Source organism: Streptomyces sp. NPDC028305, from assembly GCF_055569495.1.
The window spans coordinates 643,483-660,744 of sequence record NZ_JBVHTN010000003.1 but is presented as its reverse complement, the minus strand read 5'-3'; the positions used below and the strand labels follow the sequence as shown (position 1 = coordinate 660,744).

Genomic DNA, 17,262 nt, shown 5'->3' with positions numbered 1-17,262 from the left:
GGGGCCGGGGGACAAGCCGGGTCCGGCGGGGGAGTCTTCCAGGTCTGGTGGTTCTGGTGGTTCGGATGCCATGGTGAATCCGGGTCAGCGGTTGGAGGACGGTCAGCAGGTCAAGCCACATCGGACACCGGATTCCAAGCCCGGCCCGACGGGGGAGTCTTCCAAGCCGGGGGGTTCTGGTGGTTCGGATCCTGTCGGCAACCCGCGCCGAGAGTCGGGTGGGGGTCAGGGTGATCAGGATGGTCGCACTGCGCAGCCGCCGGGCAGGGCGAAGGACGGGGCGGAAGGAACTCCGGGAACGAGTGGGAAGCCCTCGAGGAGTCCACGTCCTGGTAATGGCCGGATTGTCGGGCTGAAGGACTTTGCGGACCAGTCGCCTGCCGAGGCTCCGGAAACGGGTGGGAAGTCGTCGGGGAGTTCGCGTCCTGGTTATGACCGGCCCGCTGGGATCGCTGACCTTCCCGGTAGGTCGCCCGACGGTGACAGGGGCTCGGGTGCCGGTGGCGGCAACCTGCGCACCAATCGCGGCAGTAGCAGTACCACGCAAGTCGAGACACCGTCCCCGGGCAAGCGCCCTGGAGCTGGCAGGGGTGCTGGCCCCCGGATCGATACTCGGCCTGGTGCGGAGGACGGCCGTTCGTCCTCGTCCACCAAGGAGCAGTCCTCGGAGACGACAAGCCCGAAGTCGGACCAGAGCACGGCGGAGTCCACGTCGGCCCCCACCTCGTCACGGCCGGAGTCTGGTGCGGGGTCGCCGAGTCCGTTCGCTGCTGACGGTGACAAGGGTTCGGGTGCCGGTGGCGGCAACCTGCGCTCCAACAACGGCAGTGACAGTGTCACCTACACCACGACACACTCTTCGGGCGACCAGCCCGCCGGCCAGAGGAGCGCCCGGTCCGGCGGAGACGATGCCCGTCCGTCGTCGTCCCGCACCTCGCAGTCTTCCGGGAACGGTTCCAGGAACCTCAGCCCCGACGAAGCGGGGCAGGGTCCGGCCGGCCGTGACGAAGGGCGCGACGTGTCCCCGGCTGAGGCCAGGAAGCCGGATGCCCAACTCGCGGATGCGCGCCGTGATGACGGCTCCGCCACCGAACCGCGGCCCACCTCGGACCGGCCCGTCACGGAACCCCTCGTCTCATCGGGGCACCGCGGCTCCGGCCCGAAAGCCGGGGACAACGTCCGTCCGTCCTCGCCCGACAAGGCGCGGCCTTCCGGGAAGACCGCCGACCCGACCGCCGACCCCACTGCCGATCCCACGCGGCCGTCGTCGACAGGCGACACCGTCACCCACTCGGCCGGCACACCGGACGGTGACCGGCTCGGCGCACCCAGGGCGGGGAACGGCCCCGTCAGGGAGGCCGAGGACGGGACCCCCGTGCGTACCCCGGGGCAGACGGACCACATCGTGCCCCCCTCCGCCCCATCGCACGGAATGCCGGTGTTTCCCGTACCCGCCACGACGCCGGACAGGGGCACGGCCGGCCCGATTGCCGCGTCGAGGGTGGAGGACTCCACCTCGTCCGAGCCGGTCGGCACGCCGCCGCGCACGGCGGACCCCGGCACCGGCGCGGAGCGGGGCGGGCGTACGAGCGGACACCAGGAGGGCGGCGAGGTTCCGGTCCCCCGTCGGGACACAGACACGGCGCCCACCACGGGCACCACCCCTGTGCCGGACGCTCCTTCCCCCAGTCACCGTCACCCGGGCTCGGCGCGTTTCGATATCGATGCCGCCCGGGCGCGGCTCGCGGATCCGGGTGTGTCACCGGAACGCCGGGAGGAGTCTCTGCTCTGGGCCGAACGCGCGGTGTTGGACCGTATTCAGCAAGTCGCCCCGGATCAGAACCCCTTGGGAGTCGTGGCACGGCCCGAGGAGGTCGTGGAACTCGTCGCCGCAGAGCACCTGCGCGCCGGGCACCTGCCGGCGACGGCCCTGCTGGGCTCCCTCGTCAGGGGCCCCGAGGTCGCCGCACAGCCCGCAGCGCAGCCGCAGCCGCAGCCCGTGCCGCAGCCCCGGCCGGAGCCCGAGGCCGGCGCGCGGCCGCAACCGGACTCCGAGCAACTGTCGGCTCTGCCGGTGCCGGGCGGGAGGGGTGCCGACACCGCGGCGCCAGAGGCCGTTCCGCCCGCAGGGAGCATCGTCCCCACGGCGCCCACGTCCTCGGCAGAGTCGACCGCGATCGGCTCCGCCTCGGGTTCGGTGGCCGCGTCCGGTGCGGAGACCGTCCTGACCGGGTCCTCGGACGAGTCTCCGGAATCCTCCTCCTCCGCGGTGCCGGGCTCTGCTGGGGAAGGGGAAGACCGGCTAGGGTCGGAGTCCGAAGGGCCGGACGTCCTCTTCGCGCCGCCGGCTCGCGAGGTGGGGCTGGATCCGATTCATGACTGGCCGAGGATCTCGGCGAGTGGCGGGTCGCGCCGTTCTTCCGCGCTGCGTGCCATTGATCGGGCGGTGTCGCGGTTGCCACGCGATGCGGGGACTGAGGATTTGCGGCGTGTGCTGGTCAGTGTGACGGAATGGAAGAGTGACAAGGGGCCGGAGAGCGGGCGATGGGATGCTGTTTCGCGTCTGGAGGCGGCGGTCCGCGACAGGATGGATCAGCTTGCCACTCCGGCGCGTGTTTCCGTCCGCGACAGGGCGGAGCAGCGTGCTTCCAGGCATACTCCTGTGCGTGGGGGCTATTCCGCCCAGCCTGGGCCTTCTTCGCGGCGAGGTGAACCGCCCGTTGTGGCACCGCTGGTCTCTGCCGCTCCGGGAGCGGTGGAGGGGTTCGCTCCGGCCATTGGGGTGGAGGCCGAGCTGCACCGGTACCGGGTGGAGCTGCCCCGTGGCGCGGAGATCGAGGAGTTCGGCGACATCGCGGAGCTGCCCGGCCTTCTGACGATCACGTTGGACAAGGCTGGGGGAGTGCCGGTCCCTGAGATCGTCACGAAGCCGGCTCGTGTTCTGGTGCGAGGGCCGGCGGACGGCCGGGCCGAACGGTCCGAGGTGCAGGCGGCCGTCAACGACGTGATGTCCCGGCTCCGGCACGCGAGGCCGGGAGCGAGACTCGGGCAGATCTTCCCCGAATCGGCAGGATATGTAGTGGATCCCCTCGCGGAGGATCTGCCGGTCAGGAACAACGAGGCCGGATACGCGACGCTGGTGCATCACACGGCGACCGCTCCGACCTCACGACTCGTGGCGTTCATCGAACACGTCAGGGGCCGTATGCGGCGCGAGTCCCCACCCGTGCAGATCGCTCATGAGGATGCGGGCGCCGGCCTCGCATTCGGTGCCTGGGCCCGTCAGGACTTCGCACGCTGGCTCAGCCAGTACCCGCGCTGGGCCGATGCCGCGAACCCGTGGGACGGCGACGAACTGGAAGGTGTGATCGCGCTCGGATACACCCAGGTCGCCGCCACTGTGCGAGGAGCAACGCTCGACCGGACACAGCGGCCGAAGGACCTCACTGCGGTGGCCTCCCGCGATTCTCTCGCGGCCCTGCGGAGCAGCCTTGGTGAGGGGCCCCGCGCGTATCTTGAGCATCGGGCGCGGAGCATCGCCGCCCGCTTCGCCGAGACCGTCGTCAGGGGCGGGAGCGTCCTCGACCTGCCGCTGACCATGTCACCCGGCCCGTTGCGCGCGACGGTCGGCCAGTACCTCGACAACCTGCTCCTGCACAGGCCGGAACGGTTCGTGAGCCAGTACGAGGCACTGGGGATCCGTACCGACTTCCCCACACTGGATGCCAATCCCGACCGCCGAGGTCGGGCGCTTATTGTTCCTGCCGTCGTGAGGCTGGAGGCCCGGAGCTACGCGTCGATGGAGCAGACTCCGCAGACCATCGCGCGCGACAGCGACACCCTGGCGGTCCTCTCCCTCAGCCTTTACAACGAGGCGAGGCTGGATCGCGGACTGCCGCCGGTCGGCCGGCCCCTCGCCCCCGCCCAGCCCGACTTCCTGTTCGCGCCGCCCGCCAGGACTGCGCCGTCAGTACGACCGGCCGGCAGCACGGTGTCGGCGGGACCCGCCCCTGCCCCTGCCCCGTCACCCACTCCTCTCCCGCCGGCTCTCGTGGAGACCGCGGCCCGGCTCGTCGCAACGGACGCGGACGCGCGGGCACGGGAACTGGCGTCGCTGCCGCGGCGGGACCGGGAGCTCCTGGCTGCTGACCGGGCGTTCGTGGAGCAGTTGCGTGCCGGCTTGTCCGTGGAGGACTTCACGGCGGTGGCGGCGCGGCTGCTGGTCGTCGTTCCTGACGGTGTGGAACAGCCCGAGGCCGCCCGGGCGGAAGCGGAAGCCCTGGTCGCGGACATGCTCGCCGATCCGCAGATCGCGGTGGCGTTGCTGACCGGGGGCCGTCGCCTCGTCGTGGTGCCCCGGAACCGGCCGATGACGTCGCTTGAGGAGTTCGCCGAGAAGAAGGGCCACCAGTCGTTCGACGTCGCACGGGGACTCTTCCACCGCCGCCGCCTTCTGGTCGGCGTCGGCGAGGAGAACCTGCTGGGTGAGACCACCGACGTGCTCGGCGACGACTTCTACGACGACGGGTACTCCCTTGCCCGTCATGAGTGGGCGCACGCGATCGAGTCGGTGCTGAGCGCCGAGGACCGGCAGTTGATCCGCGACGTGTACGAGGCGAAGGCTGCCGCGAAACCGCCCGCTCAATGGCCGGACGGGCCTGCCCCCAACCACTCGTCCAGCAACGCAGACGAGTATTTCGCGCAGCTCAGCAACGCCTATCTCGGTGCGAACACCGGCATGGACCGCAACTCGCGGCGCCGCCCGCGCAACAACGGGTCAGACTGGGTGGAGCAGCACGACCCGGCACTGCTGCCGCTGCTGCGGAGGCTCTATGGCCCTGGCCGGACCTCGAACCTCGGCAGCAGGGACTACCCCTACATCCTCACGGGCTTCCGCCAACTGTGGGACCGAGCCGAACACGCACTACCAACACACGCCCTGGCCGAGCCTGAAGCGGAGCTGCCTACGTCACCGGCCGGCCAGTCGGAGACGCCGGAGGCGCCCGAGCCGGCCGACGCGATCACCCGCCCACTGCCGGTGGACGTGGAGATCCTGCTGGCTCCCCCCGCCACAGCACCCCGGCCGCTGCCGGCGTCCCCGATGATGACGGAAAGAGAGTTCAAGCAGAGTACGACGGCACCGGGGCTGCGCAGCAGCTCCAGGATCGCTGACATCGACGAGGAACTCAGGGCCTTCCATGCCCTGCCCGGCAGCAGACAGGGCGCCCGTCTGCTCGCCCTCAAAGCCATCGCCGAGAGCTCTCGCGCCTACGTGGCCCACAAGCAGGGTGAAGGGTCCCGCGTCGAGGGCACACAGCGGCTCGCCCAGCAGGCCGAGGCGGCGATGCGGCAGCTCAACCCCGAGAACGTCTTCCGGGACCTGCTGACCGAGATCGACGGGGCCCTGAGGGAAGGGAAGAACCCCGACCTCGACCGTCGGAGTCCGGCTGGTGAGGCTCAGAAGGCAGCCCAGGCCGTTCCTTCGGACCGATTCCACGCGATGATGAGCGACTATGTCCACAAGCTGGGCAGGCTCCGCGACGACCGCACGCTGCCCGCGGAGACTCGCGCCGTCATTGAGGAACTGATGGCCGTAGAACCGCTGGTGACCGTGATGCAGTTCCCCCGGGGCAGCATGCCGGGCATCAAGCTCAACAGCGCGGGAGACGGCGCGGAGTACACCTTCAACGTCGACCCTCAGGTCAGAGGCGGTACCTCCTTCCTGCTGGGTCACATCGCCCACGAATTCACTCATGTCGCGGCCCATCAGGCGTTCGGCAGCAGCCCGGTGATGGAGCTGGTGCGATCTGGGGCGACCGACGCGGAGGTCGGTTCGCTGGCGGCGGAACGCAGCCGAACTCTCAACGATCTCAAGACGGCCTTGGCCGGGGACCGGGAGTTCAGCGAATTTCAGCAGATAATGCTGCAGGAGAAGTTGGTTTACGGCGCGCAACCGCGCACGCTGGAGAGGTACGCGTACAACTTCGAGGGGTCGGGGAAGATCACCACCGCACAGAAGGAACGCTTGGTCGGCTGGGGGAAGGCGGCCGGAGACGCATCCGGCACCTTGGTCGAGTACGACACCGTGCTCAATCAGATGCTGATCTATTTGCACATGTGGCAGACCAGTCAGAACAACCCCTTCTATGTGCGGTTGCGGGCAGCCGCTCAAGCTGCCTACGAGCGCCGCAGCGACGCCCGTGGGCGTGGCGAGTCCTCGGAGTCGGCGGACGTTCTTATGGCACCGGCGCCTCGGCGGTCGCAGCAGGCCGAGGAGACGACGCGCCCCGCAGCACAGGTGACGGGGGAGCTGTCAGGTCGATCTGGTGTGTCGGATGATGCGTCGCTGCCGACTGGGACGGTGATGCCTGAGCCAGGAGGTCCGGGGCAACCCCATGCCACGCCGGCGGAGGGACGGCGGCGTGAGACCCTTCCCGTCCCCGACGAGGAGCACCTGGCTCAGCCCGCCCTTCCGGAGCCGACGGGGTCCCGGCCCGTTCCCCCGACCGCCACCTACACTGCCCCGGAGCAGTCCGCACCCGCCCGGGCCGCGGCGGAGCCCGCCCCTTCCATCGAGCCGCGGCCCGTGCCCGTCCGGGAACTGTCCTCGACCGAGGAGCAGCGCCCCGCTGCCGTCGAGGCGCAGGCTCCCATCACCGGGCAGCCGCCCCTTTCCCAGGAGGAGCAGCTCGCCGAGCGCGGGCTGACGCCGGTGTACGTCCTGCCGGGCGGGGACGTGCTGGCGCACGCGCTGACCGCCGTCGCCCCGGCCGAGAGCGGCCGACTGGCGGGGTACAGCAGGCCCGCCGGTCCGGAGGAGCTGCGGACCGCGCTCGCCGACGCGCTCGCCGCCGACCTGGGACTGCCGCCGGACGAACAACGGCTGTGGTCCGCGGTGGCAGGACAGACAAGGCCGTCGGGAGCCCCGCTCGTGACCGCTTTCGGCGGTTCCGCGGACGAGGCCGCCCGTGCCCTGCGGACCGGATCAGGCCCTGAGGCCACGGACTGGCTCACCCTGGCCGTGGCCGCGCCCGTACTGGGGCTGCGTCTGACCGTGCTGACGCCGGACGGCTCCCCCTGGACGACCGGCCCGGAGACCGGCCGGCCGGTCGCCCTTCTCCAGCAGGAAAACCCCGCCCCCTACACCGCGCGATGGGCGGCCACCGAACCCACCGCCCAGGCCCGGCAGGCTCGACGGCCCGACGTGTCGCAGCTCGCGGGTACCTCGGGTTACAGCTGGGGCACCACGTCCGCCGACAGCAGTACGCCTCCTGGCACCACCACGCGTCCCGCTGCCACGGCGTCGTCCTCGACGGCGCCGGCAGACCCCGGCGCACGCAACGGAGGGAGTCCGGCGAGGCCGACTGCCGTCGCTTCCGGGGACTCGGCGCGCCCCGCCGTGTTCTTCGGCTCCGAACCGCGACCGAGCACGCCGGATTCCCAGCGGGCCGGTACCTCCCCCGGTACCCCGGTCACCCGGACACCTCCGGCCCAGGTCGTGGAGACCAACGAAGTCTCCGCCCCGGTCGCGGAGAGCGCCCTGACGCCCCCTCCCGCGGAGGAGACCACCACACCCCCGCGAACGGCCTGGGACACGAGGGACGAGCAGGACACGGACGCGGTGACGATCCTCGACGTGCCCGCCGACGACGGGATGGACGTGATCCCCGCCGTGCCCGCGGAGGAGGAGCCGCCGCGCACCCTGTCTCCGTACGCGCTGACCTACGGCGCGAGGTTCGACGGCTCCGTGGGACTCGTCCTGTACGAGCCGCTGTCCGAGGACGTGCTCGGCGCGCTCCACCAGCAGGTCCTCGACGGCCTGGGAGTGGAGCCCGGCAGCGCGGCCGATGGTCCGGTGCGCGAGGAACTCGCCGCCGTACTCGGCCAGTCGGAGATCGCCCGGGAACTGCCGCAGGTGCGCAGCGCCCGTGGATACCGCGTCACCGTCACCGTGGACGGCCAGGAGCACACGGTAGATGTCCGGCTGCGGCTGACCGACCCTGTGCCGTCCTCCCGCGCCGGCACCTCCGGCGAGGTTCCGCGCCGGACGACCCTGGAGCGGCAAGGCGAGGGGGGACAGTCCTCCTCCCGGAGCGCCGGCTCCGGCACCATGCGGACCGTACCGATCCCGTGGATCGGAATCTACGACGGTCCGGCCGGGCCGCTGCGCTGGTTCGACGGCGCCCTGGTGCTCAGCCTGACGCACAACCAGTCCTCCGAGTCGTCCACGGTCAGCGACGGCCTGACGGCCAGGAGCATGCAGCGCGCCAACGATCCGGCACACGCCGTGCAGTACACCAGCCGCTGGCAGATACGGATCGACACGGACCGCAACGCTCCGGTGGACGCCTGGAGCACGGAGCGGGCGGGGGGACCGCTGACCGTCTGGTTCCCCGAGCACCGGGTCTTCGGCGACGGCGGCGCCGCCGGGCCGCTGCCCGAGCCGGCAGGTCTCGACGACCTGCCGCTGTGGGGCGTCGACGAGGTCCTCGATCCGGGCAGGCTGCTGGACGAACTGCGCGCGGACGAAGGTTTCACCGTGCTGAACAACCTGGGCGCGGACTCCCACGAGGAACTGGAGGAGTTCCTCTCCGAACGGACCCTCAGGGGCAGCCTGCCGATGATGCGTGACGGCGGCGTCCACTCGCCGGTGCTGTTCGACCGGCACGGCGACTCGCTGGGCGTGCTCCGGCTCGAAGCCACCGTGCTGCCCCAGAGGCCCGCCGCCGGGACACCGGACGGAAAGTTCTCCCTGGAGTCCTGGCTCACCCAGAGCTCCGGTGTGGAGCAGTCGTCACGGCTCACCAGTGGTGTCGCGCTCGACGGCAGCGGCGGGCCCATGTTCACCCCCGACCACGAGGTCGGCCATCCGGACGCGGCCAGGCTCATGGGCGGAAGCATCATGGCCAAGGCCGGCGTGTCCTGGCAGTCCGGTGACGCGCTGAACACCAGCAGCTCCGTGGCGCTGATGCACGCCCTCTACACGACCAGCGGCCATCTGGTCACACCGGCGGACATCACCTACCGCGTCACGCTCATCCGCTCGGGCGGCGGCGAGATCACCGGCTCCTTCGGCCCCTGGCCGGACGGTGTGTCCCTGCGGCTGCCGCAGCGGAGCACCACGACCGGTCACGTTCCCACGCCGGAGGAGCGGCGACGGCTCCCCGAGCACCTGGAGAACCTGGAGAGCATCGGATACTCCGCCGTGCCCGTCGCCCCCGAGGGCACCGGGCCGATGTTCGACCGGGCGGAGACATGGCTGCGGCGCGAGGGCTTCCTGCCGCCGGCCGAACGCGAGTCCGTCTTCAACGAGACCCGTGCCGAACAGCAGTTGGAGAATCTGCGCAGGTTCGCGCAACTGCGTTCCCGGCTCGGGCAGGCCGCCGCGATGCCCGACGCGGTCGACGGGGGCAGGCCCTTGTGGTTCGAGCTCCCCGACCACGTGAGCGGCGGCACGCGCCGCGTGCAGCTGCGGTTCTCCGCCACTCGCGACCGCACCCCGCCCGCAGCCCAGGCGGAGGCCGGGCTGCCGCCCGCCGTGCACGCGCGGCGGTTGCCGGACGTGGATACCGTGACCTTCCTTTCCCTTGAGGCGCGCGGCGGCCGGCAGCGCAGCAACCAGTTCGGCGGCACCGTCGGCGCCGGAGGCGGTCCGCGCTTCCCGGTCGACGGTAGCGCCGCGGCACTGGACGCAACCGGGGACTACACCTGGGGAAGGCGGCACGAAACCGCCACGAGTGCCGGATCCGCGTCCGGCATCGACCCGTTCAACATCACCTTGGACGCAGGCACCGAACTCTTCGAGATTCCGGCTCTGTTCACGCTGGATCTCTACGAGGGCACCGCCGAGGAGCCTACGGTCCGGTTCGCCGCCGAACCGACGCCCGAACCGGCGCTCGGGGCAGACACCGCGGCGATCCAGCCGGCCGTACCCGCTCCGCCGTTCGCCACCGGACGCGTCCGCCTCGTGGTGCCGCATCACCGCACCCTGCTGTGGGACTCGCGCCCCGTGGTGCCGGCCGCGCCGCACCGGGTCCGCGCGCCCATCACCGGGGGCGGGCAGGACGACGACCACGTGCGGCTGGGCCTGACGGACGAAGCGGGGCGCCCGCGGGAGGGGCTGCTGAGGCTGCCGGATGACGCGAACGTGGACGTCTTCCGCGGCAGCGCGGCCCTCCAGGAGGCGTTCCGGCAGATCGTCACCGGCACGTATCCCGGCCATCCGGCCGTCGGCACGTTCGGACAATGGGTCCAGGCAGCCGCGAGCCAGTTGCCGAGTGCGGTGACCGGGCCCGGTAACCGGCTCTGGGAGTACTTGACCGGTGCGGCGGTCGAGGACCAGCATGCGTTCGCGGGGGAGGTCTTGTTCCAGCAGCTGAGGGCCGCCAGCCTGCTCGCCCGCGCCGGGCAGATCTTCAACGGCGGTTACGTCATGGAAGGTCTGACCCTGCCCGGGTTGCTCGCCGACCAGGAGCTGTCCGTGGAGATCGCAGGATATCTGCACAATCCCACTTACCACGGTTCGTACAACACCTACGCGGAAAGCAACCTGGCCGCCAACGACACGTCCGCGCAGGGGCGTTCCGTCACCACCTCCCATCAGTACGGCGGCGGACTCAGCGCGCTCCAGTCGCCGCCCCCGCCGGCCTCCGACGGCACGCCGCAGAGGGCCTCGCTGGCCAACCCCAGCGTGCGGGGGGTCTACACTCACCGCACAGCCAGGACGAGCGAGCGGTCCGCCGGCTCCTCGGTCGTACGGACCCCGACGCAGGCCGCGGAACACCACCTCATCGGAGCCGACGCCACTCTGCTCGTGACCCTCCGTCAGGGCACCCGGAACGTCGCCATGAACGTCGCGGGCCTGGGCGGACGCGAGGACATCACCCTCGCGATCGACCTCCCGCGCGCCGTCCGGTTCCAGCTCTCCGACAGCCAACTGGTCCGCTTCGAACACTGGTTCACCGGCGTGGCGGAGCTACCCCGGCCGGTTGTGCAGCCGGACACGGTGCCGTTGCCGGAGCACTACGTGGTAAGCGGCGACATCGGTTTCGCCAGCGTCCTGTCCGTCACCCAGCTCGACGACCCGATACGGCGCAACGAGAGCCGCGACCGGCTGCGGCGCGAGCTGCTCACGCTGGTGGAAAGGGAAGCGCCGGGCGTGACCCGACCCGGGCATTTCGCCTATCGGAAGGGAGTGGCCGCCCGTATCGCCGACATGACCTCGCCCGCCGGACTGCGGGCGCTTCCGGGCCGACGCGGGGTGAGCCTCTGGTTCCGCCACGCCGGACGGCACGGCAGCCGTCTCGTGGAGGTCGCTCTCTCCGCCGAGCCCGTGGCCCAGCCCCCGGCTCGACGCGAGGTCCGCGGCCGGCCCGCCGGCGCCGGGGTGGGCATAGACCAGATCGCTTCCCATGCCCCGGGCAACCGCTCCGAGTCCGAGACGGTCACCCGCTCCCTGCAGGTGTCGGCGAACCCCATCTCCCGGTACCCGCGTCCTCAGGCACGGTCCGGCCGCACCGACCGGACCGGTCCCGTGCTGTCCGGCACAGGGACCCGCGGCCGGAGCTCGCGTACCGCCCGCGCAGCGCAGGACTCCTACTGGGCCAGGACCGAGAACGCCGCGGACTTCGACGACATCGGCTACACCATCACCGCGACGGTGCGCGCGGAACTCCTTCAGGACTGGCCGCCGGATCTGGTCGGCGGAGCCCTGGAATCCGGCCTGTTGACCCTGACCGATCAAGACGGCGGCCCACTGATCGCCCGAATCGGCAGACTGCTGCGCGGAAGGCCCGCCCACCAGGTCCGGGTCCCGGCGGCGGTGTCACTGCGGTTCGCCGGCTCGGAGGCCGTCGCACCCCTCCGGCACGAACCGGCGGTGCGGCCCCGTATCACTCAGGCCGACCCACGGCTGCCCGCGCCGCAGGCTCCACTTCCGCTCGGCGGGCCGACCTTCACGGCCGGGTCCCGGCTGATCCCCACCGGCGCGACCCCGGTCTACGGGTTCAACGCCTTCCACGAGCTGGCCGAGGCACTGCGCACGGTGGCGCCGCGGCTCTCCGGCTCGTGGGGCCTGACGGCCGACCTCACGCCGGAGGCGGCGGCGTTGCGCCTGGGGGAACTCGTGCAGGCCGGGGAGATCCCTGTCGAGGCGCCGCGCACGGCGGCGGGTCTGACCCCCACGATGCCCGGTGACTGGCCCATCGAGAGCGAACCGGTCGTCCCCCGCCTCCAGGTGACGCTGCACAACCCGCGGCCGATCACCGAGGCGGACGACATCGCGGTCGACCGGTTGCGGGTGACGTCGCACTCGGTCGGCAGTTCCGCGTCGGCGGCCTCGACTGCCGGTCTGGGCTACCAGTGGACCCAGAGCGGCAACGACGCGAACATGCACCTGGTCAGTTTCACCCTGCCAGTCCTGAACCGGCAGCCCCTCTCGCGTGCGGGTGGCGTCTCGGCCTCCGCCGGCGGCTGGGATCGCGTCAAGACTGGTTCCTCCGCCGCCTCCGGGACAGAGCCCGCCACACGCAGCTACGAGACCATGGTGGACGTGGTGATCACAGTCACCGGGGAGGAGACCCGCTACGTCATCGGCAGCGCGACCGCCCGTGTCTACGAGCGTGACCTGCTCGGCTACGGGGTCACCGCGCCGCGCACCGCCTCCCAGGTGTACGACCTGCCGTCGATGCTCGCCGAGCAGCCGAACGACACGCTGCGGAACTGGCGGACGCATCCGGTCACCGAGCTGCCCGCGGTGCTCGCCCGGGGACTGGACGAGCGGGAGAACGGCGCTCAGCTCTGGCTCCATCTGGGCGCCGACCCGGACGGCACCGCGCTGGCCCGCGCTCTGTACGTGGGGTCGCGCACCGCGGTGGCGGCCGGCCGGCCGGTGGAACTGGTGGTGCGCGGAGCGACAGGACTGCGGTTCTGGCCGTTCGGCGCCGACGGTTCGCTCGTCGACCTCACTCCGGCCACCCAGGACACCTGGAACCGGCTGCGCGCCGCGATCGTCACGGCCACCGACGCCACCGCCGCCGAGGCAGACCAGGTCGCCCGGGAGACGGAGCTGGTGCCGAGGGAGGCGGAGGCCGAGTCGCGACTGGCGGACTCGCGGCGGGAGTTGACCACCGCGACCGAGGCGCGGGACGCCGCCGCGGCGGCAGACGCCGCCGCCAGGTCCGCCCGCGACTCCCTCGCCGATCGTCTCCGCGACGCCGAGGCGGCACGCGCGGCCGCCGAGGAGGAGGCCGCGCCACACGCGGCGGCGGTCACGACGGCAGAGCAGCGGCTCGCGCAGACGGAGCAAGCCGTACTGGACGCCCGGCGGGAGGTCGACCAGGAAGCCGCCCAGCTGCGGCTGCTCACCGCCGACGGGCATGAGCCGACGCCGCAGGCGGGTCCCGGTCCCCGGGCCGCACTGGCCGAAGCACGTGCCGAACGCGACAGCGCCCGGGGCGCGCTGGGCCGCGCGCAGGGCATGGCCGACGTGGCCCGGAGGGCGGTGGATCGCGCCACCGAGAAGGTGGGAGACCTGCGCGACCGGCTCGCCGCCGCCGACGATCAGATGCGGGAGGCCGCTACCCGGGAGCGTGGCGCCGAGGACGCCGTCATCCGGGCCACTTCGGCTCGGGACCAGCACTACCGGGACCACCGGCAGCTTCAGGAGGAGCTGCGCGACGTCCGCCGGCACCAGGCCGACCAGCAGCGTCTGCGGGAGGACGCCTGGAGGGCCATGCCCGGCCAGTCGGGGATGCTGAGCGCCGACCGCTGCCGGGAGGGGGTCGGCGGAGCGCGGTACCCGCTGGGCTCGCTCTCCTAGCCGGGTCGGAACGACGAAGGCCCGGAACGGTTGAGTTCTGAAGCATGCTGAGTTTGTTGGAGGCTTCCGACCTTGGGAACGAGGATGGGGTTATGGCGAAGGAACAGGCGCCAGAAGGCAGCCGCGGTGCGGATGGTGAGGACGGTGACGCAGGGGACGGTGCAGCGCGTCTCGACGCAGCTCGGTCCGGTTTCTGACGGCGGGTCTGCTGCAGTGGGGCTTGGCCGAACGCCGCCACGAGCCGCGGTTGACGGCACCTCGCGACGGCGGGCCACGCTCGTCGGGGTGCTGCTCTTCTCCGTGGGCATGGGCGGCGTGGCGTTGGCCGAGGAGTATGTCGACTCGGGCACGACGGACCTGTTCAACGCCACGGTTCCGCTGTGGAGCGTGTTGCTGAACACCGCAAGGGGCCGGCCGCCTGTTACGCCCTGCCGACACCCACCGCGGCACTGCCGGTGCTGCAGTGTCGTTCATGGTGCGTGTCCGCGTCGCTGGTAGTGGTGTCGGCGGGCGGGTGCCGGTGTCTTCGTCGCCGGCGTGAGCGGCGCAGCTGAGCTGAGGGCGCCTTCTTCAGTTTCCGTTCGCGGTTGAGTGCGCCGGCTGCCGTGCCTGGTTCCGGAACTGTGCGGGCGATGAGCCGACCACGCGGCGGAACGCGGTGCTGAACGCGCTCTCGGACTGGTAACCCGTGGCCCGTGCGAGCTCGGAGATCGACAGGGTGTCGCGGGCGAGGGCGTCGCGCGCGAGGCTCATGCGCCATTGGATCAGGTACTCCAACGGCGGGACCCCGACGTGGCTCTTGAAGGCATGAGCGAACGCGGAACGCGACATGTGGCTGATCTCGGCGAGCTCCTTGAGGCTCCAGGAGTGGGCCACGTCCGCGTGCACGGCACGCAGGGCGGCACCGATGCCGTCCTCGTTCAGGGCGCCCAGCCAGCCGGTGGGCCGGTCTGTCTGACCGGCGTGAGCACGCAGCATGTGCACGAGCAGGATCTGTGCGAGGTGGTTCTGCACCAGCGGGCCGCCGGCGGCGGCGACCCCGACCTCGGTGGCCAGGAGATCGATCAGCTGCGCGAGCCGCCCGCCATGAGGATCGCCCACGCGGACGATTACCAGCGGCGGCAGAAGATCGGTCAGGAGGGCCGCGTTCTCGTCGTCGAACGCGATGTGCCCGACGCAGAGGTAGAGGTCCTCCTCGGACTTGGGGCCGATCCGCACGAACCCGTCCTCGGCACCCGCCCACACCTGCTCCGCAGGGCGCGGGCTCGCGTCGAGTGTGCTGGCCAGCACGTAGGGCGGCGGGTTGCCCAGCATGAAGGTGTCACCCTCATGCAGGAGCACCGGCTCGTGCCCATCGAGGATCAACCAGCACGTGCCGCGCACGAGGCCACCGATCCGCACGTGCAAGAACGTGTCGAAGCGCAACGCCCACTCACCCGCGGCCCGGAGACTGGGCCCGATCACGGTGCGGGGCCGGAGCAGGCCGATCGCGTCAGCCACTGGATCCCGGAATCCGAGCACCGACGACACCTCCTGGACGATATGTAAAGAACTGTGCACTCTGCATCATTGATCGTACTCCGCTGCTCCCGCAGTATCGATATCGCAGGTGAACCATGAGCACACGAGTACAGCCCGGACGCCGGGTGAGAAAGGCAGTCATGTCCGACTTCAACATTCGCGAGTTCTACGACCGCTACTGCGAGGCGCTCAACGCGCATGAGTTCGACCGCATGGACGAGTTCGTCAACGAGTCCATCCTCTCGCACGGCGAGGCGGCCACTCGCGCGGACGTAGTCGCGGCGCTCAAGAGCATCACGGACGCGGTTCCCGACATGTACTGGGAGATCAAGGAGGTGGCGATCCACGGTGAAACCCTGGCCTGCCACTCCGTCAACCACGGCACCCCCACCAAGGAATGGCTCGGGGTGGCCCCCACTGGCGCTCCGATCGAGATCGACGAGTTCGCCCTGTACCGGATCCGTGACGGAAAGTTCGTGCAGATGTCCAACGTCCACGACGTCGAGGCCCTGAAGAAGCAGCTCGCGGGCTGACCCACTCGGGCTCCTCCTGGACGATGCGTAAAGATTTGTGGACTCTGCATCATGGATAGTATCCGCGATCTCCTGCATTATCGATGTTCGAAGGGATCGGCAACGAGAAAGTGATGGAGACACCCACATGAGACAGCTGGAAGGCAAGACGGCGGTGGTCACCGGGGGCAGCACCGGTATCGGTCTGGCCACCGCCGTACGGCTGGCGGCCGAGGGTGCGTACGTGTTCGTCACCGGGCGACGAGAGGCCGAGCTGGAGGCCGCCGTCAAGACCATCGGAACGGACCGGGCCACCGCGGTCGTCGGCGACATCGGGAAGCCGGAGGACCTGGACCGGCTCTATGAGGCGGTCCGGGCGCGAGGCCAGAATCTGGACGTGCTCGTGGCGAACGCGGCGATCGGTTCGTTCATGACGCTGGAACAGACCACCGAGGAGCACTTCGACCAGACCTTCGCGGTCAACACCCGAGGCACGCTGTTCACCGTGCAGAAGGCGTTGCCGCTGCTCAACGACGGAGCCTCGATCGTCCTGGTCGGTTCGACGGCCGCTGACCGCGGAATGGAGGCGTTCGGCGCGTACGCGGCGTCGAAGGCGGCCGTCCGGTCCTTCGCGCGGACGTGGTCCACCGAGCTCAAGGGCCGTGGCATCCGGGTCAACGTGGTCTCGCCGGCATGGATCGAGACTCCCGGGGGCACCGCCGCCTTTGGCGACGAGGAGACCGCCCGGGCCATCAAGGAGCAGGTCGCCGCGACCGTGCCCAAGGGCCGCATGGGCCAGCCCGAGGAGGCCGCCGCGGTCGTGGCCTTCCTGGCCTCGGACCAGAGCAGCTACGTCGTCGGCGCGAACGTCTACGTCGACGGTGGCGAGAACCAGACCTGAGACACCACACGGTGGGTGGCATCTGAAGCGTCCCAGCTTCCATGCCGCTTCCGACGCGTCGGCCTCGCGACGTTCGGGCGTACCGCGACACCGGAGATGGCCTGGAGCAGCACGACGGAGTGCTGTACGGCGCGACCCGCAACCCGTGGACCCGCAGCGCAGAGCGCGCGGGTCCAGCGGAGGAGCGGGCGCTGCCGTTGTAGCCGGAGTGGTCCCGATCGCAGACGCCACCGCCGCCGGTTCGATCTGCGTCCCCGTCGCCTACAACGGCCTCTTCGGGCTGAAGCCCACCCGCGGCCGGGTCTCCGCGGGCCCCGACTTCGACGAGGTCTTCAACAGACTGGCCGTACAACTCGGCGTCAGCCGCACGGTACCTGACAGTGCGGCGCTGCCCGACCGGATGCGCGGCCGGGAACCGGGGCGACCCCTACTTCGCCCAGGAGCCATCCCGGCCGTACGCGCAGGGGCCGGCCGTCATGGGCGGCGCCGGCCCCCCACCGGACAGGGAA

At 71.0% G+C, this 17,262-nt stretch carries 5 protein-coding genes and 1 pseudogene; 4 read left to right on the top strand and 2 right to left on the bottom strand.

Translation table 11 applies throughout. From position 1 onward, the window contains the following. Nucleotides 1-1,759: 1,759 nt before the first annotated feature. Nucleotides 1,760-2,044 (bottom strand): hypothetical protein, encoded by a 285-nt coding sequence (locus ACZ4WQ_RS14355; protein WP_398372034.1) that lies wholly within the window; start codon nucleotides 2,042-2,044, stop codon nucleotides 1,760-1,762. Between the two features lie 678 nt (nucleotides 2,045-2,722). Here ACZ4WQ_RS14355 and ACZ4WQ_RS14350 point away from each other — a divergent pair. Next, entirely contained in the window at nucleotides 2,723-13,819 is an 11,097-nt protein-coding gene (locus ACZ4WQ_RS14350; protein ID WP_398372036.1) for a hypothetical protein, read from the top strand. Between the two features lie 570 nt (nucleotides 13,820-14,389). Here the strand turns inward: ACZ4WQ_RS14350 and ACZ4WQ_RS14345 are convergent. Further along, on the bottom strand, nucleotides 14,390-15,349 hold the full coding sequence (locus ACZ4WQ_RS14345) for an AraC family transcriptional regulator (RefSeq protein ID WP_398372038.1): 960 nt from the start codon (nucleotides 15,347-15,349) through the stop codon (nucleotides 14,390-14,392). Between the two features lie 131 nt (nucleotides 15,350-15,480). Here ACZ4WQ_RS14345 and ACZ4WQ_RS14340 point away from each other — a divergent pair, with 131 nt between their 5' ends. The 3 genes and pseudogenes from ACZ4WQ_RS14340 to ACZ4WQ_RS14330 form a co-directional block, all read left to right on the top strand. Next, complete coding sequence (locus ACZ4WQ_RS14340; protein ID WP_398372040.1) at nucleotides 15,481-15,873, top strand: ester cyclase; 393 nt, start codon at nucleotides 15,481-15,483, stop codon at nucleotides 15,871-15,873. A gap of 127 nt (nucleotides 15,874-16,000) precedes the next feature. Further along, on the top strand, nucleotides 16,001-16,753 hold the full coding sequence (locus tag ACZ4WQ_RS14335) for an SDR family NAD(P)-dependent oxidoreductase (RefSeq protein ID WP_311729923.1): 753 nt from the start codon (nucleotides 16,001-16,003) through the stop codon (nucleotides 16,751-16,753). Nucleotides 16,754-16,789: 36 nt separating this feature from the next. Beyond that, a pseudogene (locus tag ACZ4WQ_RS14330) lies at nucleotides 16,790-17,217 on the top strand (amidase family protein); the annotation flags it as partial. Nucleotides 17,218-17,262 lie beyond the last annotated feature (45 nt).